This window comes from Dickeya chrysanthemi NCPPB 402 (assembly GCF_000406105.1).
Lineage (GTDB): Bacteria > Pseudomonadota > Gammaproteobacteria > Enterobacterales > Enterobacteriaceae > Dickeya > Dickeya chrysanthemi.
The window spans coordinates 1081074-1105835 of sequence record NZ_CM001974.1; the positions used below are offsets into that span (position 1 = coordinate 1081074).

At 56.7% G+C, this 24762-nt stretch carries 22 protein-coding genes; 10 read left to right on the plus strand and 12 right to left on the minus strand.

The window, feature by feature from the left end; all coding sequences use genetic code 11:
* The first annotated feature begins 10 nt into the window (after positions 1-10).
* Together DCH402_RS04920 and DCH402_RS04925 are read left to right on the plus strand one after the other, a co-directional pair.
* Positions 11-934: an ABC transporter ATP-binding protein gene (locus tag DCH402_RS04920; RefSeq protein ID WP_040000100.1), complete on the plus strand. Its 924-nt coding sequence runs from the start codon at positions 11-13 to the stop codon at positions 932-934.
* Positions 931-1701: an ABC transporter permease gene (locus tag DCH402_RS04925; RefSeq protein ID WP_040000102.1), complete on the plus strand. Its 771-nt coding sequence runs from the start codon at positions 931-933 to the stop codon at positions 1699-1701. Before DCH402_RS04920 ends, DCH402_RS04925 begins: the two co-directional genes overlap by 4 nt.
* Positions 1702-1766: 65 nt before the next feature.
* On the opposite strand, the gene panD is transcribed toward DCH402_RS04925, so the two are convergent.
* The 9 genes from panD to thpR all read right to left on the minus strand — a co-directional run bounded on the left by panD (position 1767) and on the right by thpR (position 8857).
* Complete coding sequence (gene panD / locus DCH402_RS04930; protein WP_040000104.1) at positions 1767-2147, minus strand: aspartate 1-decarboxylase; 381 nt, start codon at positions 2145-2147, stop codon at positions 1767-1769.
* A 25-nt stretch (positions 2148-2172) separates the two neighbouring features.
* Positions 2173-3027 carry a pantoate--beta-alanine ligase gene (gene panC, locus DCH402_RS04935; protein WP_040000106.1) on the minus strand — a complete coding sequence of 285 codons (855 nt, stop codon included), beginning with the start codon at positions 3025-3027 and terminating at the stop codon, positions 2173-2175.
* 15 nt (positions 3028-3042) lie between these two features.
* Entirely contained in the window at positions 3043-3837 is a 795-nt protein-coding gene (panB, locus tag DCH402_RS04940) for a 3-methyl-2-oxobutanoate hydroxymethyltransferase (RefSeq protein WP_040000108.1), read from the minus strand.
* A gap of 171 nt (positions 3838-4008) precedes the next feature.
* A complete protein-coding gene (gene folK, locus DCH402_RS04945; RefSeq protein ID WP_040000109.1) occupies positions 4009-4497 on the minus strand; it encodes a 2-amino-4-hydroxy-6-hydroxymethyldihydropteridine diphosphokinase in 489 nt (162 codons plus the stop codon).
* Positions 4494-5897, minus strand: a complete 1404-nt coding sequence (gene pcnB / locus DCH402_RS04950; protein ID WP_071604669.1) for a polynucleotide adenylyltransferase PcnB — start codon at positions 5895-5897, stop codon at positions 4494-4496. The genes folK and pcnB overlap by 4 nt, the downstream gene beginning before the upstream one ends.
* A 68-nt stretch (positions 5898-5965) precedes the next feature.
* Complete coding sequence (gluQRS, locus tag DCH402_RS04955) at positions 5966-6874, minus strand: tRNA glutamyl-Q(34) synthetase GluQRS (RefSeq protein WP_040000112.1); 909 nt, start codon at positions 6872-6874, stop codon at positions 5966-5968.
* Between the two features lie 92 nt (positions 6875-6966).
* A complete protein-coding gene (dksA, locus tag DCH402_RS04960; protein ID WP_012768782.1) occupies positions 6967-7422 on the minus strand; it encodes an RNA polymerase-binding protein DksA in 456 nt (151 codons plus the stop codon).
* A 169-nt stretch (positions 7423-7591) separates the two neighbouring features.
* Positions 7592-8311, minus strand: coding sequence for a DNA/RNA nuclease SfsA (gene sfsA / locus DCH402_RS04965; RefSeq protein WP_040000115.1), 720 nt, complete (start codon positions 8309-8311; stop codon positions 7592-7594).
* 12 nt (positions 8312-8323) lie between these two features.
* Positions 8324-8857: an RNA 2',3'-cyclic phosphodiesterase gene (gene thpR / locus DCH402_RS04970; protein WP_040003386.1), complete on the minus strand. Its 534-nt coding sequence runs from the start codon at positions 8855-8857 to the stop codon at positions 8324-8326.
* Between the two features lie 218 nt (positions 8858-9075).
* Between thpR and hrpB the strand changes: the two genes are divergently transcribed.
* A complete protein-coding gene (gene hrpB / locus DCH402_RS04975) occupies positions 9076-11535 on the plus strand; it encodes an ATP-dependent helicase HrpB (RefSeq protein ID WP_236887033.1) in 2460 nt (819 codons plus the stop codon).
* Between the two features lie 103 nt (positions 11536-11638).
* Positions 11639-14140, plus strand: a complete 2502-nt coding sequence (gene mrcB / locus DCH402_RS04980; RefSeq protein ID WP_040000117.1) for a bifunctional glycosyl transferase/transpeptidase — start codon at positions 11639-11641, stop codon at positions 14138-14140.
* Between the two features lie 169 nt (positions 14141-14309).
* Here the strand turns inward: mrcB and hemL are convergent, their stop codons facing one another.
* A complete protein-coding gene (gene hemL / locus DCH402_RS04985) occupies positions 14310-15590 on the minus strand; it encodes a glutamate-1-semialdehyde 2,1-aminomutase (protein WP_040000119.1) in 1281 nt (426 codons plus the stop codon).
* A gap of 245 nt (positions 15591-15835) precedes the next feature.
* On the opposite strand from hemL, the gene erpA reads away from it, so the two are divergent.
* On the plus strand, positions 15836-16180 hold the full coding sequence (erpA, locus tag DCH402_RS04990; protein ID WP_012885775.1) for an iron-sulfur cluster insertion protein ErpA: 345 nt from the start codon (positions 15836-15838) through the stop codon (positions 16178-16180).
* Between the two features lie 75 nt (positions 16181-16255).
* Here erpA and btuF read toward each other — a convergent pair whose 3' ends face one another.
* Together btuF and mtnN are read right to left on the minus strand one after the other, a co-directional pair.
* The gene (btuF, locus tag DCH402_RS04995) at positions 16256-17074 is read right to left on the minus strand and encodes a vitamin B12 ABC transporter substrate-binding protein BtuF (protein WP_040003390.1); all 819 of its coding nucleotides are present in this window, start codon (positions 17072-17074) and stop codon (positions 16256-16258) included.
* Positions 17075-17125: 51 nt separating this feature from the next.
* Entirely contained in the window at positions 17126-17827 is a 702-nt protein-coding gene (mtnN, locus tag DCH402_RS05000; RefSeq protein WP_040000122.1) for a 5'-methylthioadenosine/S-adenosylhomocysteine nucleosidase, read from the minus strand.
* Between the two features lie 211 nt (positions 17828-18038).
* On the opposite strand from mtnN, the gene dgt reads away from it, so the two are divergent.
* The 5 genes from dgt to cysT all read left to right on the plus strand — a co-directional run bounded on the left by dgt (position 18039) and on the right by cysT (position 24759).
* On the plus strand, positions 18039-19556 hold the full coding sequence (gene dgt, locus DCH402_RS05005; protein WP_040000123.1) for a dGTPase: 1518 nt from the start codon (positions 18039-18041) through the stop codon (positions 19554-19556).
* Positions 19557-19733: 177 nt separating this feature from the next.
* Positions 19734-21182: a serine endoprotease DegP gene (gene degP / locus DCH402_RS05010; RefSeq protein WP_040000125.1), complete on the plus strand. Its 1449-nt coding sequence runs from the start codon at positions 19734-19736 to the stop codon at positions 21180-21182.
* 172 nt (positions 21183-21354) lie between these two features.
* Entirely contained in the window at positions 21355-22512 is a 1158-nt protein-coding gene (locus DCH402_RS05015) for a CdaR family transcriptional regulator (protein ID WP_040000127.1), read from the plus strand.
* A gap of 327 nt (positions 22513-22839) precedes the next feature.
* A complete protein-coding gene (locus DCH402_RS05020) occupies positions 22840-23850 on the plus strand; it encodes a sulfate ABC transporter substrate-binding protein (RefSeq protein WP_040000129.1) in 1011 nt (336 codons plus the stop codon).
* A gap of 96 nt (positions 23851-23946) precedes the next feature.
* Positions 23947-24759, plus strand: a complete 813-nt coding sequence (cysT, locus tag DCH402_RS05025; RefSeq protein WP_040000131.1) for a sulfate ABC transporter permease subunit CysT — start codon at positions 23947-23949, stop codon at positions 24757-24759.
* Positions 24760-24762: the final 3 nt, after the last annotated feature.

Genomic DNA, 24762 nt, shown 5'->3' on the forward strand with positions numbered 1-24762 from the left:
GCTTTCAGCTATGACATATGCACTAGAATTGGCAAATGTAACTAAGACGTACCCAGGCGGCGTTCGCGCGTTGCGCGGTATTGATCTGTGCGTTGAAGCCGGAGATTTCTACGCCTTGCTGGGGCCGAACGGCGCTGGCAAGTCCACGACTATCGGCATCATTAGTTCGCTGGTCAACAAAACCGACGGCAGGATTCAGGTCTTCGGCTACGACCTGGACCGGGATATTGTGAACGCCAAACGACAACTGGGATTGGTTCCGCAGGAGTTCAATTTCAATCCGTTCGAGACGGTAATGCAAATTGTGGTCAGTCAGGCCGGTTACTACGGCGTGCCGCGGCCTGAGGCGGTGCAACGCGCCGAGAAATACCTCAACCAGCTTGACCTGTGGGGCAAACGCAACGATCGCGCCCGGATGTTGTCCGGGGGGATGAAGCGTCGGCTCATGATCGCCCGGGCATTGATGCATGAGCCCAGGCTGCTGATTCTTGATGAGCCGACCGCCGGCGTGGACATTGAATTACGGCGCTCAATGTGGGGGTTCCTCAAAGAGCTCAACGCGCAGGGGACAACCATCATTCTGACCACCCACTATCTGGAAGAAGCGGAAATGCTGTGCCGTAATATCGGCATCATCCAGGCCGGGCAACTGGTGGAAAATACCTCAATGAAGGCGCTGCTGGCCAAGTTGCAATCGGAAACCTTTATTTTCGATCTGGCGGCGAAAAGTGCCTTGCCGAGGCTCGAAGGCTATCAACACCGCCTGGTGGATACCTCCACGCTGGAGGTGGATGTCAAAAGGGAGCAGGGCTTGAACGGTATTTTCAGCCAGCTCAGCGCACAGGGGATTCAGGTTCTCAGTATGCGCAACAAGGCCAATCGCCTGGAGGAACTGTTTGTGACTCTGCTCAATAACAACGGAGATAAAGCATGATGGGGTTATATTGGGTGGCGTTGCAGAGCATCTGGATCAAAGAGGTCAACCGCTTCGCCCGGATCTGGATTCAGACGCTGGTGCCGCCGGTGATCACCATGTCGTTGTATTTCATTATTTTCGGCAATCTGATCGGCAATCGAATCGGTGAAATGGGCGGTTTCAGCTACATGCAGTTCATCGTGCCGGGATTAATCATGATGTCGGTGATTACTAATGCCTACGCGAATGTCGCTTCATCATTTTTCAGCGCGAAATTTCAGCGCAATATTGAAGAGCTGCTGGTAGCACCGGTGCCGACGCATATTATTATCGCCGGTTATGTCGGCGGCGGTGTGGCGCGGGGGATTTGCGTCGGCGTGCTGGTAACGGCGGTGTCGCTGTTTTTTGTGCCGTTGCAGGTTCATGCGTGGTGGATGGTGGTGGTGACCTTGTTGCTGACCGCGATGTTGTTTTCGCTGGCCGGGTTGATCAACGCCGTATTTGCTAAAACCTTTGACGATATCAGCCTGATTCCTACCTTCGTGCTGACGCCGTTGACCTATCTTGGCGGCGTGTTCTATTCGTTGTCGTTGTTATCGCCATTCTGGCAGACGGTGTCCAAACTTAACCCGATCGTTTATATGATCAGCGGTTTCCGTTTTGGTTTTCTGGGTATTCATGACGTGCCGTTGCCATTGACGCTGATGGTGTTGCTGGCGTTTATCGTGGTGTTCTATGGATTGAGCTGGTGGCTGATTGAGCGGGGCCGCGGGTTACGCAGTTAATCGGTTTTGTCGGACATGAAGCGGGATGGCGTGTGCCGTCCCGCTTTTTTTATCGGCGCAATACGTCAGGCTATCTGTACGGGGATGGCCCTGGCGGTACGTTGCAGTTCGTTGTTGTCGCCGAAATACGCGACTTTGGGGTGGTGCGTACGCGCCTGTTCATCCGACATCTGCACATAGGAGCAGATAATCAGTTTATCGCCGACGCAAGCGCAGCGTGCCGCGGCGCCATTGACGGAAATAATGCGGGAACCGCGTTCTGCGGCGATGGCGTAAGTGGAAAAACGGTGACCGTTATCCACGTTGTAGATGTCGATCGCTTCGTATTCGAGAATACCGGCGGCATCCATAAAATCCTGATCGATGGCGCAGGACCCTTCATAATGTAAATCTGCCTGGGTTACTTTGACCCGGTGCAGCTTACCTTGCAGCATGGTTCGAATCATCGGTCTGTCACTCTGGTTGGAAAAATCAGATAGTCAAATCTACCTGTTGGTTATCAATCAGACGCGCCTTACCCAGCCAGGCCGCCATCAGTACCACGGCACGGGTACTGTCGATGGTGAGCGGCTGCAATGTTGCGGCGTCGCGGATAAACAGCTCGTCGGGGGTGAATCCGGCGTTGCGTAGTGCGTCTGACGCACTGGCGAGCATATCATCAATCTGACGATCGCCGTTGGATAATTGCTCCACCACCTCGTTCATGATGCGGCGAAGTTGCGGCGCTTGCTGGCGCTCTTCCGCGGTGAGGTAGCCGTTACGCGAGCTGAGCGCCAGGCCGTCTTTGGCGCGCACGGTAGGCACGCCGACGATGCTGATGTCGTAGTCCATGTCGGCCACCATCTGACGGATCAACGCCAGTTGCTGGTAATCTTTTTCACCAAAGCAGGCCACATCCGGTTGCACCAGATTGAACAGCTTGCTGACGACGGTGGCAACGCCGCGAAAATGCCCCGGACGACTCGCGCCTTCCAGCATCTGCGACAGTCCCGGTACTTCTACAAACGTCTGCTGTTGCAGGCCGTTAGGGTAGAGTGTGTCCGGTGCGGGGGAAAATACCAGGTCAACCCCGCGGCGCGTCAGTTTTTCGCAGTCTTCCTGCAGGGTGCGGGGGTAGCGGGCCAGATCGTCCGCTCGCTCGAACTGCAACGGATTGACAAAAATACTGACTACCACGATGTCGGCTCTGGCGCGGGCTTCATCCACCAGCGTCAGGTGGCCGTCGTGCAGATTGCCCATGGTAGGCACCAGCGCGATGCGTTTTCCATCCTGACGCCAGCGGCGGAGTTCACGGCGCAGCAGCACCGGCGTTTCAATAATCAACACACGCTTGCTCCTGTGTTAAACAAAACTGTATTTTTCGTCGGGAAAGGTTCCCTGTTCGACTTCCTGCACGTACAGGCGAACCGCCGCCCGGATATCCGCGGCTTCCGCCATGAAATTGCGGGCGAACTTCGGCGTATGGCCGCCGGTCACGCCGAGCGCGTCGTGCATCACCAGAATCTGGCCGTCGGTGACATTACCTGCACCGATACCGATAACCGGAATACTGAGCGCTTCAGTAACTCGCTGCGCCAGCGATACCGGTACACACTCCAGCACCAGTAGCTGCGCTCCGGCCTGCTCCAGCGCCAGCGCGTCTTCCAGCAGTTGGCTGGCGGCGGCTTCATCGCGTCCCTGGACTTTATAACCACCAAAGATATTCACCGACTGCGGGGTCAACCCCAGATGTCCGCACACGGGAACGGCACGTTCAGTCAACATGCGGACCGTCGGCACCAGCCAACTACCACCTTCGATTTTGACCATATTGGCGCCGGCGCGCATCAACGCGGCGGCTTGCTGGCAGGCTTGCTCCGGCGTGGCGGCGCCCATAAAGGGCAGGTCGGATAACAGCAAACAATGTGGCGCACCACGGCGGACGCAGCGGGTGTGATAAACCATATCGTCAATGGTGACGGGCAGGGTCGAATCGTGGCCCTGCACGGGCATACCGAGAGAGTCCCCCACCAGCATGACGCGAATGCCCTGCTCGTAAAATAGCTGGGCGAAGCTAGCGTCATAAGCCGTCAAGGTGGCGAACTTCTTCTGCTCCTGTTTCCACTGGCGCAGGTGGGAAATCGTTGTCGCTTTCATGGCAACCTTCCTGAGTCAACTCAAGGGCAGTTCAAGGGGGAATCATTCTAATGGATGGCAGGCATCAGGAACAGCGATCTATTTCTATTTGTAAAACAAGTGATTGGTATGAATCCCATATCAGCCGCGCATCGTGCGCGGCGGGAGGAGGGGAAGCACAATGGGCGGCGGTTATCGCTCGTCCCACCGTGTCAGGCCGTTGCGTGGCACCTGTTGTAACCGTGTCGCCAGTGCTTCTCCGTCAGGAAACACCAGCTCCATCGCCAGTTCCGCCAGCGGATAGAGCATAAACTCGCGGTTTTTCATGTCGTAGTGCGGCACGGTGAGCCGCTCGGTATGCAGCGTCATGTCGCCAAACAACAGGATATCCAGGTCGAGGGTACGTGGTCCCCAGCGGTTTTCTTTACGCACCCGCCCTTGTTCCAACTCAATGCGTTGGGTGTTGTCCAACAACGCTTCGGGTGATAACCCGGTCTGTAATTCGGCGACGGCGTTGAGATAATCAGGCTGATCCTGCGGGCCAAGCGGGCGGCTGCGGTAGAAAGACGAGCAGCGCACCAGCCGGGTATCGTCAATCGCATCCAGCGCGTTAAGCGCTGCGCGTACCTGCTGCAATGGCTCGGACAGATTACTGCCCAAGGCCAGGTACACGCAGATCATCGGATATTATCCCGGTGAACCGGTCGCTTACGCGGACGGCGCGAGCGGCGATGCGGCGTTGGGCCGTCATCCAGTGTGTTCAGCATGACCTGCTGGCGCGGCGGCGCGGCGACCTGAAATTCGCCCCACCATTGCGCCAGACGTTGCAGTTCCTGATGGTTTTCGGTTTCGGCTCGCAGGCAGAGCAAGTCATAAGCGGCCCGGAATTTCGGGTGTTCCATCAGCTTAAAGGCGCGTTTGCCCTGACGACGCGACAACCGTAGCTGCAATTGCCAGATATCGCGGACAAGCGATGTGATGCGTTTAGGAATCGCCAGCGAGCGACACTGTTCGTCCAGTATGTCGTTCATGGCTAACGCAAACGCTTCGAAGTAGGCAAGCCCACTCTCTTGCGTCAGTTTCTGAGCGTGTTCCACCAACGGATACCACAGCATGGCGGAGAACAGAAACGCCGGGTTAACCCGCATGTCGTTCTGGATGCGTTGATCGGTATTTTTCAACACCTGCACGATCATCCGCTCCATCGTGCTTTCGCCGTTAGCGGTGAAGTAGCGACTGATCAGCGGGAACAACGGCTGAAATAGTTGGTATTCACACAGCAATCGGTAGGTGGGGTAACCGTAACCCGCTTGCAGCAGCTTCAGCGATTCTTCAAACAACCGCGCCGGCGGAATGTCGTGCAACAGCGAGGCCAGACGGGGAATCGGTTCGGCGGTGTCCTGACTGATTTGCATACCGAGTTTGGCGGCGAATCGTACCGCGCGCAGCATACGTACCGGGTCTTCACGGTAACGGGTTTCCGGTTCGCCAATCAGGCGAATCATTCCCTGACGTAAGTCATTGAGTCCGTTGGTGTAGTCACGAACGGTAAAGTCGGCAATATTGTAATAGAGGCTATTGATGGTGAAGTCGCGCCGCTGGGCATCTTCCTCAATGGTGCCGAAAATATTGTCGCGCAGCAGCATGCCATTGTGACCTTGCTGTGCCGCGTTTTTGGTTTCCTGCTCCTGATGTTGCTCATGGTGGCCGCGGAATGTGGCGACTTCAATCACCTCAGGGCCGAACATCACGTGCGCCAGGCGGAAACGACGGCCCACCAGCCGACAATTGCGGAACAACTTGCGAACCTGCTCCGGCGTGGCGTTGGTGGTAATATCGAAGTCTTTGGGCTTTTTGCCCAACAGCAGGTCACGGACGCCACCGCCTACCAGATACGCCTCATAGCCCGCTTTGCTCAGGCGATACAGTACTTTCAGCGCATTCTCACTAATGTCGCTGCGTGAAATAGCATGCTGGTCACGGGGAATGACCGTCATTGCCTGCGACGGAAGGTCCGCACTGGCTGGCTCATGCTCACGATTCAGTACCTTGCGGCAAAAATTAGCTACCCGGGTAAAGATAATACACCTCGATAATCATTGAAAAATTAGCGATACGACAAAAAATAGCGGCTAATCATAGCTCACCCTCAGCCCTTTGAGAATGCTGATGTTATTTCCGGCGATGTAAGGGCTGCCTCGATGGGAACTGTTGACAGCGACCAGTGCGCTATCGCCCACGCGAGCAACGCGTCCCGATCAAGGTCCCGCCAGTGCGCCGGCAGGGGCTGGCGTAAAAACGTCAGCGCCAGCGCCAGAACCGCTCGTGGATCGCCCCCAGGCAACGCCGGCGCGTGATTCTGCTTCGATAGCTTATTGCCGTCGGTGTTGAGCGCCAACGGCAGATGTATATAGGTTGGCGCAGGATAATTCAGTTGTTGGTACAGGGATAGCTGGCGCACTGTGGGTTCGATTAAATCCGCGCCGCGTACGATGTCGGTCACCCCTTGTTCGTGGTCGTCCACGACCACCGCCAGATTGTAGGCAAACAACCCATCGCGGCGATGGATAATAAAGTCTTCTCGCGCCAGCATCGGGTCGGCATCGATCTGCCCACGCAAGCGATCGTGAAAGTGCAGGACGGGGTGAGTCTGGCGCAGGCGCAGTGCCGCATTGTCCGGCGGCAAGCCGCGATTGCGGCAGTGTCCGTCGTAGTGTCCACCAATTTGCTGAATGCGCTGGCGGGTACAGGTGCAGTAATAGCATTTCCCCTGACGCTGCAATTCATCCAGTACCGAGAGGTACAGATCGTGGCGGCGTGACTGATACGCTACGTCGCCGTCCCAGAACAGCCCATACTGTTCCAGTTGGCGGAGAATACGGGAGGCGGCGCCGGGCACTTCGCGCGGTGGGTCGATATCCTCAATGCGTACCAGCCAGCGTCCATGACGGGAACGGGCTTGCAGGTAACTGCCCAATGCCGCTATCAAAGAACCAAAATGGAGATCGCCGGAAGGGGATGGCGCAAAACGGCCGATATAAGAGTGTGATTCAGACATACGGCGGTATCGTGCCGGTTAGCATTAATAATGACGAGTCATAACAGGTAAAGATCCGGCGGTAGGGCGGTATGCTTTCCCGCCGGACGATATCACCCGGCCATCTGCTTTTCGCGGATTTCGGCCAGTGTCTTGCAGTCAATGCACAAATCGGCGGTGGGGCGTGCTTCCAGTCGACGGATGCCGATTTCCACGCCGCAGGACTCACAATAGCCAAAGTCCTCGTCTTCGATTTTCTGCAGTGTTTTGGCGATTTTCTTGATCAGCTTACGTTCGCGATCACGGTTGCGCAGCTCAAGGCTAAACTCTTCTTCCTGAGCGGCACGGTCTACCGGATCGGGAAAGTTGGCCGCTTCATCCTGCATGTGCGATACGGTTCTATCGACTTCATCCCTGAGTTGATTGCGCCATGCTTCAAGAATACGCCTGAAGTGAGCCAGCTGAGCGTCGTTCATGTATTCTTCGCCCGGCTTCTCCTGGTACGGCTCCACTCCGGCAATTGCGAGAATGCTCAGAGAGGATGTCTTACGGTTTTGCCCTTCTTGCATGTTGCTTCTCCTACATAACACGACACGCAGTATCGACCCCCCGGGGGGGGGAAAACAGGCCGCTATAAATAACAGATGGTGGTTAGGTTGGCAATGGTTCCCGACACTGGCCTGACAAAGTGTGAGGAACGGCATAATCCCACCAGATAATACATAACGCGTGGCAGAATTAGCTCGCTGTCGTCACGTTATTGAACGGTAACGGTTCTTCTAGCGTCATGCTATCCGGACAGATATGGGCACCGTAACACAGAATTTCAACCCCCTGCTGCCGGCAGAGTTGTAATAATTCGGCGTAATGTCGGTCAATGTGTTGCGCCGCTGAAATCTGACGGATGCCGGAATGCAGCACGGCGAAACACAATACGGCGCGACAACCCTGTGCCGCCATCTGTTGCAGTTCCCGCAAATGCTTCTGTCCCCTGAGCGTCACCGCATCGGGAAAGTAACCACATCCATGTTGCAATAATGTGACTGATTTAACTTCAATATAGCAGTCGGCGCGTCCGTCTGCCTGTAATAACAGATCTATCCTGCTGTTTTCCGAACCATAGCGCACTTCGGTGCGGATGGTGGTGTAACCTGATAAATCGGTCAGTCGTCCTGCGTGCAGCGCCTCAAGCACCAGTTGATTGGCGCGCAAGGTATTGACGCCAATCCAGTGGCCTTGTGGCGTCTGCGTCAGTTCCCAGGTGTGAGGATACTTGCGCTTCGGGTTATCCGACGTGGAGTACCAGACGGTATCGCCGGGTGAACCGCAGCCGGTCATGGCGCCGGTATTGGGGCAATGCAGCGTCAGCGGTTGGCCGTCAGGGGTAACGACGTCCGCCAGAAATCGTTTGTAACGTTTGAGTAGCGTGGCGGGTCGCAGGTGCGGGGAAAATTGCATGAATGCTGTCTCTCAGGGTGTCGGCAACGGCCAGTGGGCGATAGGCTGATAATGGGTTCGGCCTGCTTCGGTGCGCGATTCATACAGAAAAAATTGCTCGATGCACACCGTCCAGTTGAACGTGGCGGCGGGCAGCGGCACCGGGCGGGTAGCGCCGCGCAGTAGCGTGATGTGCGGGTGGAAAGGCTGAGGCGGCTGGTAGCAACCGTTGCGCGCCGCCTGCGAACGCAACATATCAGCCAGTTGCAATAAGCCGCGCGGCGCCTGGCGGCAACCGAGCCATACCACGCCGGGGCGCGGCCAGTGGCCGGCATCGTTCAGATTCAGGGTGAACGCCGACTGACGGATACGCCCGGCCAGCGCGGTTAACGCCTGCATTTTGGCATCACTGATCTCGCCGAGGAAAGCCAGCGTCAAATGCAGGTTGGCCGCCGCTACCGGACGCCCGGCTTCCGGGGAGAATTGCGCGGCGCGCCAGTGTACGATCTGCCGGCCGATATCATCGGGCAGCGACAGGGCGAAAAACAGGCGGCGGGTCGGGGTCATGGCAATCTCTCCGTTCTGCGGGGTTCCGATGCTACAATGCCCGGCGAATAAAGTTAAGGCGACGTTCTGCATCAGGTGTGGGGCGGAGTCTTCCCTTTCTTTATTCTTAAGCGTTTTTTTGAGCGTTATTGTTTGAACGTTACTGTTTGAACGTTATTGTTGGCGGGCGATTTTTTTTGCAAATAATAAATGATTGTTGCGCCCGTGAATTTAGCCGCATGATCACGGAGTTTTATGTGAATCTACCTCCCGTCAGCGCCGTCGTGGATGACGTTATTCAGGCGTTGCATACCGCGCCGCAGGTGTTGCTGCATGCCCCGACCGGCGCAGGGAAATCCACCTGGTTGCCGTTACAACTGTTGCAGCGCGGCGTGGAGCCCGGCCGCATTATTATGCTGGAGCCGCGTCGGCTGGCGGCCAAAAACGTAGCCTTCCGGCTGGCGGAGTGGCTGGGCGAAACGCCGGGGCAGACCATCGGTTATCGCATGCGTTCGGAAAGCCGGGTCAGTAGCCACACCCGACTGGAAGTGGTGACGGAAGGCATTCTGACCCGCATGGTGCAACAGGATCCGGCGCTGGATGGCGTCTCGCTGGTGATTCTGGATGAATTTCACGAGCGCAGTTTGCAGGCCGATTTGGCGCTGGCGCTGCTGCTGGATGTCCAGCAAGGGCTGCGTGATGACCTGAAACTGTTGATCATGTCCGCCACGCTGGATAATTCCCGCCTGACTTCCTTATTACCCCAATCGCTTAGCGTGTCGTCGCAAGGTCGTTCCTGGCCGGTGGAACGGCATTATCAACCCATGGGTTCCCAGGATCGCCTCGAGGAGGCGACGGCCAGGCTCATTTACCGTTTATTACAGGACGAATCGGGGTCATTGTTGGTGTTTTTGCCGGGTGTGGCGGAAATCAAACGATTGCAGACGCTGCTGGAAAACGCGGTCTCAAGCTCGGTGGATGTCTGTCCGCTGTATGGCGCGTTGACGCTGGCGGAGCAGCAGAAAGCGATTCTTCCTGCCGCTGCCGGACGGCGTAAAGTGGTGCTGGCGACCAATATTGCCGAAACCAGCCTGACCATTGAGGGGATTCGGGTGGTGGTGGACGGTGGTCTGGAGCGCGTGGCGCTGTTTGATGTCAAAACCGGGTTGACGCGGCTGGCGACCCAGCGTATCAGCCAGGCCTCAATGGTGCAGCGTGCCGGTCGTGCCGGGCGGCTGGAGCCGGGCGTGTGCTGGCATCTGTTCACCCGCGAGCAGGCGGAACGTGCGGCGGCGCAAAGCGAACCGGAAATCCTGCACAGCGACCTGTCCGGCTTGTGGCTGGATTTGCTGCAATGGGGCTGCCATGATGTCGCGTCGCTCTGTTGGTTGGACAAGCCGCCTCAGCCGGCGTTGTTGGCGGCGGATCGTTTGCTGGCGCAACTGGGCATGTGCGATGCGCAGCAACGGCTGACGGCGGATGGGCGTAAAATGGCGGCGTTGGGGTGCGATCCGCGCCTGGCGGCGATGTTGCATGCCGCCGGGCAAGATGAAGACGCGTTGGCGACGGCGGCGTTGCTGGCCGCCATTATTGAAGAACCACCGCGCGCCGGGTCGCCGAATCTATCCGATGCGTTGCATCGCCCCGCCGGCCACTGGCAACGCCGGGCGCAACAGCTGGCGCGCCGCGCCGGCAAGGCGTCGGGTTCGGTGAATGAAAGTCTGGCGGGCTGGTTGCTATCGATGGGATTTGCGGATCGCATTGCGCGGCGGCGTGGTCAGGACGGGCGCTATCAACTGGCGAATGGTTCGGGCGCCAGCCTGCCGCCGGAAGAGGCGTTGTCGGCGTCGGAATGGCTGCTGGCTCCGGTTTTGATGCAAAATACCCACAGTGCCGATGCGCGTATCTTACTGGCACAATCGGTGGATATCGACCGGCTGACGCGGCAGCGTCCGGAACTGGTAACCGAACAGAATCTGATGCACTGGGACGAAGAAAAAGGTACGCTGCGCGCCAGTTTGAGAACGCAAATTGGCAGTCTGACGCTATCGTCCCGGCCATTAGCCAAACCGTCGGATGAGGCGTTGCAGCAGGCGATGCTCAACTGGCTGCGGGAGCAAGGTCTGTCGGTGTTGAACTGGGACGAACCGGCGCAGCAACTGCGCCAGCGGTTACTGTGCGCCCGGCAGTGGCTGCCGGAGGTCGCGTGGCCGGCCGTTGACGACGATTCCCTACTGGCGTCGCTGGAACTGTGGTTGTTGCCGTCGCTGAGCGGCGTACGGGATCGTCGTACCCTTAATCAGGTCAACCTGAGCGAGGCGCTGTGGCGGTTGCTTGACTGGTCGCAGCGTCAGCGACTGGAGAGCGCCTTGCCCAGCCATTACACCGCACCGGGCGGTAGCCGTTTGCCGATCCGCTATGAGGCGGAGCTGCCGCCGGTGTTGGCGGTGCGGTTGCAGGAAATGTTCGGCGAGCAGGCCAGCCCGCTGCTGGCTGAAGGACGCGTGGCGCTGGTACTTGAATTGCTCTCCCCCGCGATGCGACCCTTGCAGATCACCCGCGATCTGGCGGCGTTCTGGAACGGCGCTTACCGCGAGGTGCAGAAAGAAATGAAAGGGCGCTATCCCAAACATGTCTGGCCGGACGATCCGGCGAATACGGCGCCAACCCGGCGCACCAGAAAATACCAGAACACATAATTTCAGATGTTTCCCCCTTCCTTGCGCAGCGTGGGAGACACAGAGTAGACGGCCTTGGTGGGTAACCCTGTGCCGTCAGTAACCTGATGGAGATGTCACTGTAATGTCTCGGGATGACCGCGAACCTATCGGGCGCAAACGTAGTGCGTCACGACACACTCCCCCTCGCAGGCAAGCGACGCGCCGTCGCAGGGATGATGACTACGACGACGATTATGAAGACGAGTACGAAGACGACTATGACGATGATGAGGATGACGAGGAAGAAGTCATGAGCAAGCGGCCGCGTAAAAAGCGTCGCTGGCTGGGGTGGCTTATCCGGCTGTTCCTGATTTTTGTGGTGGTGATGTCGGTTTACGGCATTTACCTCGACGGAGAAATTCGCAGTCGCATCGACGGTAAAGTATGGCAGTTGCCGGCGGCGGTGTATGGCCGGATGGTCAACCTCGAACCGGGTATGGCCTACAGCAAAAAAGAGATGGCTAACCTGCTCGAAGGTATGCAATACCGTGAAGTCAGCCGTATTACGCGGCCGGGCGAATTTACGGTGCAAGCCAACAGCATTGAAATTCTGCGCCGTCCTTTTGATTTCCCCGACGGCAAGGAAGGCCAGATCCACGCCAGGATGATCTTCAGTAACGACCGGTTGTCGCAGATCCAGAACATGGACAATCAGCGCAACTTCGGTTTCTTCCGGCTCGATCCGAAACTGATCACCATGTTGCAGTCGCCGAACGGCGAGCAGCGGCTATTTGTACAGCGTTCCGGTTTCCCTGATCTGCTGGTGCAAACGCTGATCGCCACCGAAGACCGCCATTTTTATGAGCATGACGGCATCAGTTTCTACTCTATCGGCCGTGCGTTGATCGCCAACCTGACGGCGGGCCGGGCGGTGCAGGGCGGCAGTACGCTGACCCAGCAGTTGGTGAAAAACCTGTTTCTGACCAACGAACGTTCGTTGTGGCGTAAAGCCAACGAAGCTTACATGGCGTTGATCATGGATTACCGCTACAGCAAGGATCGCATTCTGGAGCTGTATCTGAACGAGGTGTATCTCGGCCAGAGCGGCAACGATCAGATCCGCGGTTTTCCGCTGGCCAGCCTGTACTATTTCGGGCGGCCGGTCAACGAACTGAGCCTTGACCAGCAGGCGATGCTGGTGGGGATGGTGAAAGGGGCATCGCTGTATAATCCGTGGCGCAACCCGCAGGTGACGCTGGAACGTCGTAATCTGGTGTTGAAGCTGCTGCAAAACCAGCAGGTCATCGACGAAGATCTTTACAACATGTTGAGTGCCCGCCCGTTGGGGGTACAGCCGAAAGGCGGGGTGATCAGCCCGCAGCCGGCGTTCATGCAGATGGTGCGGCAGGAGTTGCAACAGCGGCTGGGCGACAAAGCCAACGATCTGTCCGGGGTGAAGATTTTCACCACGCTGGATCCGGTATCGCAGGATGCAGCGGAAAAAGCGGTGGAAGACGGCATCCCGGCGTTGCGCGCGGCGCGCGGGGTCAAGGATCTGGAATCGGCGATGGTGATTGTCGATCGCTTCAGCGGCGAGATTCGGGCGATGGTGGGCGGTTCCGATGCGCAATTTGCCGGTTTCAACCGTGCGATGCAGGCGCGTCGTTCGGTCGGTTCGCTGGCGAAACCACCGACGTATCTGACCGCGCTCAGCATGCCGGATCGTTATCGCCTCAACACCATTTTGGTGGATGAACCGATTTCGCTGAAACAGCCGAACGGCACCGTTTGGGAACCGAAAAACTACGATCGCGAATTCCGCGGTCGGGTGATGCTGGTGGACGCGCTGACGAATTCGCTCAACGTACCGACGGTAAATCTGGGGATGGCGGTCGGGCTGGATCAGGTCAGCGATACGTTGCAGAAGCTGGGGATCCCGCAGAACCAGATTCAGGCGGTGCCGGCGATGCTGCTCGGCGCCGTCAGCCTGACGCCGATGGAAGTGGCGCAGGAATACCAGACTATCGCCAGCGGCGGCAGTCGCGCGCCGCTTTCTGCCCTGCGCTCGGTGATTGCTGAAGACGGTAAGGTGCTGTATCAAAGCTTCCCGCAAGCTGAACGGGCGGTGCCGTCACAGGCGGCTTACCTGACCTTATACGGCATGCAACAGGTGGTGGAGCGCGGTACCTCACGCTCGCTGACGGTGAAATTCGGCAATTACCACCTGGCGGGGAAAACCGGGACCACCAACGACCTGCGCGACAGCTGGTTTGCCGGCGTCGACGGCAAGGAAGTGGTGATCACCTGGGTTGGCCGCGACAACAATGGCCCGGCGAAACTCACCGGCGCCAACGGCGCGTTGACTATTTATCGTCGCTATCTGGAAAATCAGACGCCGTTGCCGCTGGTGCTGACGCCGCCGGAAGGCATTACCACCATGTCGGTGGATGGCAGCGGCAACGTTATCTGTAACGGTAGCGCCGGCCGGGCATTGCCGGTGTGGACCGATAACCCGCAGGCGTTGTGCCAGGCCAGCCAGCCAGCGGTGCAACAGCCGACGAATTCGCCGAATGGTCAGCCACAACAAAATCAGCAGGAAGGCGGCAGCGTGCCTGACTGGATCAAGCAGATGTTCGGGCAGTAACGACCCGCAGCCGATAAGTTAAAAACACGCCCGGCTTGCCGGGCGTGTTTTTTGGTCGGTGCCTCTGAGGGCTTTTTCATTCACTCACGTGCCGTTGCAAAAACACCATCAGAGCAGAAAAAGACACCACACCGGTGGGATTTGGCCCGTCAGCATGGCGTCTGCTTGCTTACAGTTTGGCAAAGCAGCGGCGAGCCGCGTCAACGGTATATTCAAGATCCTGCTGACTGTGCGCCAGCGACATAAAGCCCGCTTCGAACGCCGACGGCGCCAGATAGATGCCTTCGTCCAACATCAGGTGGAAGAAGCGTTTAAACCGTTCCACGTCACACTTCAGCGCATCCTGATAGCAGGTCACCTGAGCGGAATCGGTAAAGAAAATCCCGAACATGGCGCCGACATGGTTCACCACCAGCGGGATCTGCCGGGCTTTCGCTGCCGCCAGCAAGCCTTCCGCCAGTTGCGTGGTCAGTTCGGTGAGCTTTTGGTGGACGCCCGGTTTGGCGACTTCGCTCAGGCAGGCGAAACCCGCCGCCATGGCAATCGGGTTGCCGGATAGCGTGCCTGCCTGATACACCGGCCCGGTCGGCGCCAGTGCTTCCATCACGTCACGACGCCCGCCGAAAGCGCCTACCGGCATACCGCCGCCGATAATCTTGCCGAGGCAGGTGAGATCCGGGCGCACGCCGTAGTGCGCCTGCGCACCGCCCAGCGCCACGCGAAAGCCGGTCATCACTTCATCGATGATCAGCAGTGCGCCGAATTCGTCGCACAACGTGCGCAGCCCCGGCAGGAACGCCGGCAACGGCGGAATACAGTTCATGTTGCCGGCTACCGGTTCGACGATAATCGCGGCGATCTCTTGCGGATACTGCTCGAACGCCGCACGCACCGAGTCAAGGTCGTTATAGGTGCAGGTCAGGGTATGGCGGGCGAAATCAGCCGGTACGCCGGGCGAGTTGGGCTGACCCAGCGTCAGCGCGCCGGAACCCGCTTTCACCAGCAGGCAGTCGGCGTGGCCGTGGTAGCAGCCTTCGAATTTGATGATTTTGTCGCGGCCGGTGAAACCGCGCGCCAGACGAATGGCGCTCATGGTGGCTTCGGTGCCGGAGTTCACCATACGCACCATCTCCATGCCCGGCACCAGCGAGGTGACCAACTGCGCCATTTTTACTTCCATTTCGGTCGGCGCGCCAAAACTCAGGCCGCGCTCGGCGGCGTCAATCACCGCCTGACGAATGGCCGGATGGTTGTGACCCAGAATCATGGGTCCCCAGGACCCGACATAATCGATATACGATTTGCCATCCGCGTCGTAGAGTCTGGCGCCTTCCGCCCGCTCGATAAACAGCGGCACGCCGCCGACGCCGTTAAAGGCTCGTACCGGCGAATTGACGCCTCCTGGAATCAATTGACGGGCGGCGGCATACAGACTTTCAGATTTATTCATTGCGGCTTCCTGATTGGATTTGCATAGCGAGTGGCGTCCATTCTAATCATCTGTTTCGCGTTGTGAAATCGCCGGGCATATTATTAGGGCGCACTGGCGGCTGGCTGACGATGCGGCATCATGATTACACCCACCATCACCTCGATCGTCGGTATCAAATCTTGAACGTTGCCGGGTGCTGTTGGATAATAAAACGATAACCAGGGCTGTTGAATACCGTCCGATATGAGATTGGGAGTAAAAAAATGAGCGATGATGTAGCACTGCCACTGCAGTTTACGGATGCGGCAGCTAATAAGGTGAAACTCCTGATTGCTGATGAAGAGAATCCGGAACTGAAACTTCGGGTTTACATTACTGGCGGCGGTTGCAGCGGCTTCCAGTACGGTTTCACCTTCGATGATAAGGTTAACGACGGTGATATGACCATTGAAAAACAAGGGGTATCCCTGGTGGTCGATCCGATGAGTCTGCAGTACCTGATCGGCGGTTCGGTGGATTACACCGAAGGGCTGGAAGGTTCCCGTTTTGTGGTGACCAACCCGAACGCGAAAACCACTTGCGGCTGCGGTTCCTCTTTCAGCATCTGACGATACTGCGTATATCAGAAAAACCCGTGGCCGACTGGTACACGGGTTTTTTTATGTCAGTGTACCGACTGCACGTCAGCCTCGCCACGCGGCGAATTGCCGACATAACTGTTCCGCCGCCAGCATCAGTCGCGGGCCGGTCCGGCTAAACCAGTCTTCGTTCACGGCTATCACGTCGGCGGTCAATTGCGGCCGCCAAAATGCCTTGACCTGTTCCACCGCGCCGGGCTGTCCGCTGATGACGATGATTTGCGGCTGACGCCGAATCACCTGCTCGCGGCTTACCTGCGGCCAGGGCACCGGGCTGTCGCTAAAGATATTGCCGCCGCCGCACAGGCTGATCACCTGGCTTTGCAGCGTCGCCTGCGATGATGTAAACAGCGGCTGGCTGCCGAATTGCAAAAATACCCGAACGGGAGCGTTATGGCCGTACTGCTGCATCAGTGTGTGTTGCTGCTGACGAAAGCGTTGCGCGGCTTCGTGCGCTTGTTCCGGATGCGGGCTGTATTGCGCCAGCGTGTCCAGTTGACGTGGAATGTCGTCGAGCGTGACGGGGTCGAGATACAGAATGTGGATGCCGAATGACGCCAACTGATCCAGTGGCCGCTGTGCGTTGCTTTCACGCCATGCCAGCACTAAATCCGGCTTTAGCGCCAGAATACGTTCCAGATTGATGCCCTGCCAGTTGGCGACTTGCTCAATACGTTCGGCCTCCGGCGGATAATTTGACCAGGCGCTGACGCCAACCAGCCGCTCGCCCAACCCGGCGGCAAACGCCATTTCGGTCGCATGCGGCGCCAGACTGACGACGCGCTGCGCAACCGGTTCTGCCCGACAGAAAGGCAAACTTAGCAGTATCGGTAACCACAACAGGCGGAAGTAAAAGGATTTCACGGCGTGAATCTCGAGAGAATAAACCGGGGTGGTGCGCCCCGGTTGCACGGTTTAGCGGTTTTTCGCCAGGGATTGCAGCATGGCTTCCACCATCCGGCTGGACTGTTTGGCGGCGGTGACCAGAAACTCGTCGAAACTGAGGTGCGATTCCTGATCCGCCACATCGGAGATGGCACGAACCACCACAAATGGCACGCCAAACTGGTGACAAACGTGACCGATGGCGGTGGCTTCCATTTCTACGGCGATAGCGTGTGGGAAAGTCTGACGGATTCGCTCCAGCGGCGCTTTGCCGTTGATAAAGGCATCGCCGCTGACCACCAGCCCGCGTACGGCGTTCAACTGCAACTGGCTGATGGCATCCTGCGCCAGCGCGATCAGTTTTTCATCGGCGCTAAACGCAGCCGGGCAACCCGCCATCTGGCCAGGTTCGTAACCGAACGCGGTGACATCGGCGTCGTGATAGCGCACTTCGTCGGATACCACGATATCGCCGACCCTGAGTGACGACGCCAGACCGCCGGCGGAGCCGGTATTGATGACCACGTCCGGACGGCAGTGTTCCAGCAGCAGCGTAGTGCCCAGTGCGGCCGATACTTTGCCGATGCCGGATTTCAGCAGTGCAATCTCCACGCCGTGCAACTGGCCGCTGTAAATCTCGCAGCCTGCGCGTTGGAAGGTCTGGCGGTTCTGGATCTGTTCTCTCAACAGCGTCACTTCTTGTTCCATTGCGCCAATAATGCCAACTTTCATAGGATTCCCCACCGATTCGTCAAAAGTCACAAAAGTTTAGTCTATCACGGCTTGAAAGGTGCCGCGATTGTACACCCGCCGGGGACGTGCTATGACTGAGGCGACGCGCTATGACGGAAGTCATGTCATGGGCCATCCGCGCCGATGCCCGTCGCTCACCCGTTATTCGCCTGCAGGCTCGCCCTGAACAGGGCATGACATGGAGAACAGTATGTCTGCTATCGACTTTTCAACCAAACTCAGTTTCCAGCGACGTTTTGGCAGGAAAAAAGATAAAAAGGATGAATATGCCATCGTGCAGGAGTTTGAAAGCGACAGGGGGAGGATCATCAACTCTGCCGCTATTCGCCGCTTACAGCAAAAAACGCAGGTCTTCCCGCTGGAACGCAACGCCGCCGTGCGCTCCCGCCTGACGCATTCCATGGAAGTGCAGCAGGTCGGGCGCTATATCGCCAAGGAAATTTTCCGACAGCTGCGTAAAAACGGGCAATTGGACGCGTTGGGGCTGGAACCGCTGGAAACGCCGTTTGAAAGCCTGGTGGAAATGGCGTGCCTGATGCATGACATCGGCAACCCGCCGTTCGGGCATTTTGGCGAAGCGGCGATCAATAACTGGTTCAGCCAGCGATTGTTGCCGGAAGCGACGCCGCACGACTCTCCGCCTGACCCCTGTCAGGTGCCGTGCCTGAGACTCGACGCGAAAGATAGTGTTGAGTTGAACGCATTGCGTGGCCGCATCCGTCATGATCTGAGCAATTTCGAAGGCAATGCCCAGGCGATTCGGCTGGTGCATTCGCTGTTGAAACTCAATCTGACCTATGCCCAAATCGGTTGCATACTGAAATACACTAAACCGGCTTATTGGGCGCAGCCTGTCCCGTCTGCATACAGTTATCTGATGAAAAAAGTCGGCTTTTATCTGTCGGAAGAGTCCTTTGTGCAGCAGTTACGCAGCGAGCTGAACATGGCGGAATTTCACCGTCACCCGCTGACGTACATCATGGAGGCGGCGGATGATATTTCTTATTGCATTGCCGATCTGGAAGATGCGGTAGAAAAGAAAATCATCACCTATCAGCAGCTTTACGAACGTCTGGAAGAGGCCTGGGGAGAACGGGCGGAAAAGGATGTGTTTAACCGTACCGTCGATTTGGCCTATGAAGAACGGCAGCATCTGCCGGGGCGCAGTGAAAGCGATCAGTTTTTTATGAAACTGCGGGTCAATACCGTTAATACCATGGTGCGCTATGCGACGCGGCGTTTTATTGAGAATCTGCCGGCGATTTATGACGGTAGTTTCAACCATTCGCTGCTGGAGGAGGACAAAGACGACTACGGGCGATTATTAAAGATCTTTAAAGATGTCGCCAGAAAGTTCGTGTTTAATCATCACGAGGTCGAACAGCTTGAGCTACAGGGCGATCGTATTATCAGCGGCCTGCTGGAAATCTATAGCCCGTTGCTGAATATGCCGTACCGTGATTTCTGCCGGTTAGTGACCGACGATACTCACAAACGCTATCCCATCGAAACCCGGCTGTACCACAAACTTTCCAGCAAGCATTGTCATGCCTACCGCGAGGCAACCCGTTCTCTGGCCGGGTTATCCGATAAAGAACAAGAGGTATGGGAGTATTACTACCGTGCCCGACTGATTCTCGACTACATCAGCGGTATGACCGATTTGTACGCTTACGATGAATATCGTCGCTTAATGGCGGTGGACTGATGGGGGAGATGAAGGGCGGAGTTTTGTAAATACGGACAATATTTCCTTACCCTTCACCATATTGCATTGAATGAGCGCTGCCGCGCATAGTGAGCTCACGCTTCCTTGACGGCTGAGAGGGCTGTCAGAGTTCGCTCGTTGACTGAGCTCGTTGACTGAATTGTGAGACATATCGCTATGAAACAAAAATCATTGATGTTGAGCGCGCTGGCGCTGAGTCTGGCGATAGCGGTGGGGACATTACCGGCGACTGCCAGCGCGGCAGAATCGGTATCGTCGTCCGGCGCTCAGTTGCCAAGCCTGGCGCCCATGCTGGAGAAAGTCATGCCGTCGGTGGTGAATATTTCCGTCGAGGGGCATACCGCCGCCAGTCAAGGGGCCAGCGTGCCGCCGCAAATGCAGCCCTTCTTCGGCGACAATTCGCCTTTCTGTCAGGAAGGATCGCCTTTCCGGTCATCGCCGATGTGCCAGGGCGAAGATGACGACGAGGACGGTGGTGGGGAAGGTGCGCCGCCGCAGGCATTTCAGGCGTTGGGTGCCGGGGTTATCATCAATGCCGCGAAAGGCTATGTGGTGACCAACAACCACGTGGTGGACAATGCCGATAAAATTCAGATTCGCCTCAATGATGGGCGTAAATACGATGCGAAAGTGATTGGTAAAGACCCGCGATCGGATGTAGCGCTGATTCAATTGAAGGATTTCCGTAATCTGACCGAGATTAAGATGGCGGATTCCGATCAACTGCGCGTGGGGGATTATGCGGTGGCGATCGGCAACCCTTACGGTTTGGGCGAAACCGCCACCTCAGGGATCATCTCGGCGTTAGGGCGCAGTGGCCTGAATATTGAAAACTATGAAGATTTTATCCAAACTGATGCCGCTATCAACCGGGGTAACTCCGGTGGCGCGCTGGTCAACCTGAATGGTGAACTGATTGGCCTGAACACGGCTATTCTGGCGCCGGGCGGCGGTAATATCGGTATCGGTTTTGCCATCCCCAGCAATATTGTGAAGAACCTGATTAACCAAATCGTCGAATACGGCGAAGTGAAACGCGGCGAGTTGGGGATCATGGGGACGGAACTGAATTCCGATATTGCCAGGGCGATGAAAGTCGATGCCCAGCGTGGGGCGTTCGTCAGCCAGGTACAGCCGAATTCCGCCGCCGCCAAAGCCGGTATCAAGGCAGGGGATGTGGTGGTATCGATGAACGGTAAAGCCATCAGCAGTTTCTCGGCGTTGCGTGCTCAGATTGGTTCGTTGCCGGTCGGCAGCAAACTGACGCTGGGGCTGATTCGCGACGGGAAGCCTGCGACGGTAGAAGTCACATTGCAGCAGAGTATGCAGTCGCAGGTGGAATCCGGTAACCTGAATTCGGCGATTGAAGGCGCTGAGTTGAGTAATACCCAGGTAGACGGCCAGAAAGGCGTTAAAGTGGATAAGGTGAAACCGGATTCTGCGGCGGCGAAAATCGGCCTTAAGCCTGATGATGTCATTCTGGGGGTGAACCAACAGCCGGTAGAAAATATTGGCGAGCTACGCAAGATCATCGACAGCAAGCCGCCGGTACTGGCGTTGAGTATTCGACGCGGCAACAGTGATCTTTATCTGCTGATTCAATAACCTGATGGTAAACATGGTCGGATGCTTCGGCACCGGCCATGCTGTTTCCCGCCCGTTTTGTGAGTTCAACCACAGTTCCTGTGAGATTTCCCGGTTTTTGTTCATTTGCACAATGTCTGGCGCAATATCCGGCGCTATGCTGGTGCGGTTGTCTCTATCCCCTGAGGTTGATATGGCGTCATACCACCTGAATAACAAACTGGCACAGGAAATCGTTGCTCGCACAATGAAAATCATTGATAGCAATATCAATGTGATGGATGCACGTGGACGTATTATCGGCAGCGGCGACCGGGAGCGCATTGGTGAATTGCATGAAGGCGCGCTATTGGTGCTGTCGCAGGGACGGGTGGTGGATATTGATGACGCGGTAGCGCGCCATCTGCATGGCGTTCGGCCCGGTATCAACCTGCCATTGAAAATCGACGGCGAAATCGTCGGCGTAATTGGTTTGACCGGCAACCCCGGCCAGTTGCGCCAGTACGGTGAATTGGTGTGCATGACGGCCGAGATGATGCTGGAACAGGCGCGATTGCTGCATATGCTGGCGCAGGATAGCCGTTTACGGGAAGAATTGGTGTTGAACCTGATTCGCACGGATGAGCTGTCGCCGGCACTGATGGAGTGGGCTCAGCGTTTGGGGATCGATCTTAACCAACCGCGTGTTGCGGCAGTGGTAGAGGTGGATAGCGGTCAATTAGGGGTGGATAGCGCTATGGCGGAGTTACAGCAATTGCAGACGTTGCTGACGACGCCGGAGCGCAACAATTTGATTGCGATTGTCTCACTGACGGAGATGGTGGTGCTGAAGCCGGCGCTCAACAACCATAACCGTTGGGATGCCGAGGATCACCGTCGCCGCGTCGACACACTGTTGTCGCGTATGGAGGAAAGCAGCCGGTTGCGGGTGAGAATAGCGTTAGGCAACTATTTTACCGGCCCCGGCAGTATCGCACGTTCCTACCGTACCGCCCGTACCACCATGAGTGTTGGCAAACAACGCATGCCGGCTCAGCGCAGTTATTTCTATCAGGATTTAATGTTGCCGGTATTGCTTGATAGCCTGCGTGGAGGCTGGCAGGCCAACGAACTGGTGCGCCCATTGGCCAGGCTGAAGGCGATGGACAGCAACGGTTTGCTGCGTCGCACGCTTAACGCCTGGTTTCGCAACAATGTACAGCCGGGGGCGACAGCCAAGGCGTTATTTGTGCATCGCAATACGCTGGAGTACCGGCTAAATCGCATCTCCGAACTCACCGGGCTGGATCTGGGCAATTTTGACGATCGGCTGTTGCTGTATGTCGCACTGCAACTGGATGAAGAACAGTAATTCCCGGTAAATGACGATGAGGGCGGCAGGCGGTAAACCTGTCGCTCATCTTAGATTCAAAAATGCTGTTAAACAGCGAATAATATAACCCGAGAGTATAAATTATCTCGAAACAGTATTTTTTCCCTTTCGCCTTATCCTCTATTGTCCCTTCCAGAGATAAAACCGGATGCAGTTGCGCCGCTTAGCGGCTGTTTCCTGGTTGCAGGATGATGGTCGCCCAACTCTGGGGCGCTTTTTATCGCTCGCGCAGACTTTTTTCTCGCTCGTGCAGACTTTTTTATCGCTTGCGCAGACAATGGGCAGACTTTGAGGGGAGTAATCATAATGTCAATGCGTCGTTTAGGATGGTCGCTGGCTACCGCCGCGTTGTTGTTTTCGGGTATGGCTACGGCAGCTACGGAATTACTGAATGTATCCTATGACCCCACCCGCGAGTTTTACCAACAATATAACGCCGCGTTTATCAAACACTGGAAAGAGACGACCGGCGAAACGATCGCTGTGAAAAACTCCCACGGCGGCTCAGGTAAGCAGGCGCGCTCCGTCATCGATGGTTTGCAGGCCGACGTCGTAACGCTGGCGTTGGCGGGAGACATCGATGCGCTCAATTTGAATCAGCCGTTGATTGACCCTCAATGGCAAGCGCGTCTGCCGGACAACAGCACGCCTTATACCTCCACCATCGTCTTCCTGGTGCGTAAAGGTAATCCGAAACAGATCAAGGACTGGGACGACCTGATCAAACCGGATGTACAGGTGATTACGCCGAACCCGAAAACCTCTGGCGGCGCACGCTGGAACTTCCTGGCGGCCTGGGCTTATGCCAAACACTTGCCGGGCGGAACCGATGACAGCGCGCAGAAATTCGTAACAGAGCTCTACAAGCATGCTCCGGTGCTGGATACCGGCGCACGCGGCGCGACTATCAGCTTTGTACAACGTCAACTGGGCGATGTGTTGATTGCCTGGGAAAACGAGGCGTATTTATCGCTGAAAGAGCAGGGGGGCGATCAACTGGAAATCGTTACGCCGTCCTTATCTATCCTGGCGGAACCGCCGGTCGCCGTAGTGGACAAAGTGGTAGACCGTAAAGGAACGCGCAAACAGGCGGAAGCCTATCTGAACTATCTCTACAGTGACGAAGGGCAACGTATTATTGCGCAAAACTTCTATCGCCCACGCAACGCCAAAATCGCAGAAGAATTTAAATCTCAGTTTGCGCCGGTGAAACTGGTGACTATCGATGGCGAATTCGGCGGCTGGAAAAGCGCACAGCCTAAGTTCTTCGATGATGGCGGCGTGTTCGATGCCATCTTCAAACAGATTAATAAATAAATTATGTGATGACGGTTAAGGCCGCCCCAGTGGGGCGGTTTTTCCACGTTGGTTGTCTGAACGGGTAATTCGTGTTTCATCATTGAAAGGCTTGTTATGTCGCGACGTATTTCACCGGTTATCCCCGGTTTTGGTCTGACTTTGGGCTTTAGCCTTACTTATCTGGGATTACTTGTGCTGATCCCGCTGGGCGCTATGTTTTTGTACGCCACCCAGTTAACGCTGACCCAATTTTGGAACTTGATCACCAGCCGTCAGGTCTTGTTTTCCCTGCAATTATCGTTCGGTTCCGCGCTAACGGCGGCCTTCGTCAACGGTATTCTCGGCACGCTCCTGGCCTGGGTGCTGGTGCGTTATACCTTTCCCGGCCGGAAGATTATCGATGCGATGATCGATATGCCGTTTGCCTTGCCTACCGCAGTAGCCGGGATTGCGCTGACATCGTTATATGCGCCGAACGGATTGATCGGCTCGCTATTTCCTTTCCGTATCGCCTACACCAGCATTGGCATCACGCTGGCGCTGATTTTTGTCACTCTGCCGTTTGTAGTGCGCACGCTGCAGCCGGTGCTGGCCGATATTCCCAAAGAGGTGGAAGAGGCTTCCGCCTGTCTGGGCGCCAGCCCGTGGCAGACCTTCCGACATGTCCTGCTGCCGGCCATTCTGCCCGCCTGGCTTACCGGTTTTGCACTGGCGTTCGCCCGCGGTGTGGGGGAATACGGCTCGGTGGTGTTTATCGCCGGCAACATTCCGTTCAAAACGGAAATTCTGCCGCTGCTGATTGTCTCCAAACTGGACCAGTACGATTACAAAGGCGCGACCGGTATCGGCGTGTTCATGTTGGTGGTTTCTTTTATCCTGTTGTTGCTGATTAACCTGCTGCAACGGCGTATTCAACCGAAGTTATAAGGG

Coding starts and splice junctions, on each gene's coding strand:
- DCH402_RS04920 (WP_040000100.1), top strand. CDS start 11: ATGACATATGCACTAGAATTGGCAAATGTAACTAAGACGTACCCAGGC.
- DCH402_RS04925 (WP_040000102.1), top strand. CDS start 931: ATGATGGGGTTATATTGGGTGGCGTTGCAGAGCATCTGGATCAAAGAG.
- panD (WP_040000104.1), bottom strand. CDS start 2,147: ATGATTCGAACCATGCTGCAAGGTAAGCTGCACCGGGTCAAAGTAACC.
- panB (WP_040000108.1), bottom strand. CDS start 3,837: ATGAAAGCGACAACGATTTCCCACCTGCGCCAGTGGAAACAGGAGCAG.
- folK (WP_040000109.1), bottom strand. CDS start 4,497: ATGATCTGCGTGTACCTGGCCTTGGGCAGTAATCTGTCCGAGCCATTG.
- gluQRS (WP_040000112.1), bottom strand. CDS start 6,874: ATGTCTGAATCACACTCTTATATCGGCCGTTTTGCGCCATCCCCTTCC.
- dksA (WP_012768782.1), bottom strand. CDS start 7,422: ATGCAAGAAGGGCAAAACCGTAAGACATCCTCTCTGAGCATTCTCGCA.
- sfsA (WP_040000115.1), bottom strand. CDS start 8,311: ATGCAATTTTCCCCGCACCTGCGACCCGCCACGCTACTCAAACGTTAC.
- thpR (WP_040003386.1), bottom strand. CDS start 8,857: ATGACCCCGACCCGCCGCCTGTTTTTCGCCCTGTCGCTGCCCGATGAT.
- hrpB (WP_236887033.1), top strand. CDS start 9,076: ATGATCACGGAGTTTTATGTGAATCTACCTCCCGTCAGCGCCGTCGTG.
- mrcB (WP_040000117.1), top strand. CDS start 11,639: ATGTCTCGGGATGACCGCGAACCTATCGGGCGCAAACGTAGTGCGTCA.
- hemL (WP_040000119.1), bottom strand. CDS start 15,590: ATGAATAAATCTGAAAGTCTGTATGCCGCCGCCCGTCAATTGATTCCA.
- erpA (WP_012885775.1), top strand. CDS start 15,836: ATGAGCGATGATGTAGCACTGCCACTGCAGTTTACGGATGCGGCAGCT.
- mtnN (WP_040000122.1), bottom strand. CDS start 17,827: ATGAAAGTTGGCATTATTGGCGCAATGGAACAAGAAGTGACGCTGTTG.
- dgt (WP_040000123.1), top strand. CDS start 18,039: ATGTCTGCTATCGACTTTTCAACCAAACTCAGTTTCCAGCGACGTTTT.
- degP (WP_040000125.1), top strand. CDS start 19,734: ATGAAACAAAAATCATTGATGTTGAGCGCGCTGGCGCTGAGTCTGGCG.
- DCH402_RS05015 (WP_040000127.1), top strand. CDS start 21,355: ATGGCGTCATACCACCTGAATAACAAACTGGCACAGGAAATCGTTGCT.
- DCH402_RS05020 (WP_040000129.1), top strand. CDS start 22,840: ATGTCAATGCGTCGTTTAGGATGGTCGCTGGCTACCGCCGCGTTGTTG.
- cysT (WP_040000131.1), top strand. CDS start 23,947: ATGTCGCGACGTATTTCACCGGTTATCCCCGGTTTTGGTCTGACTTTG.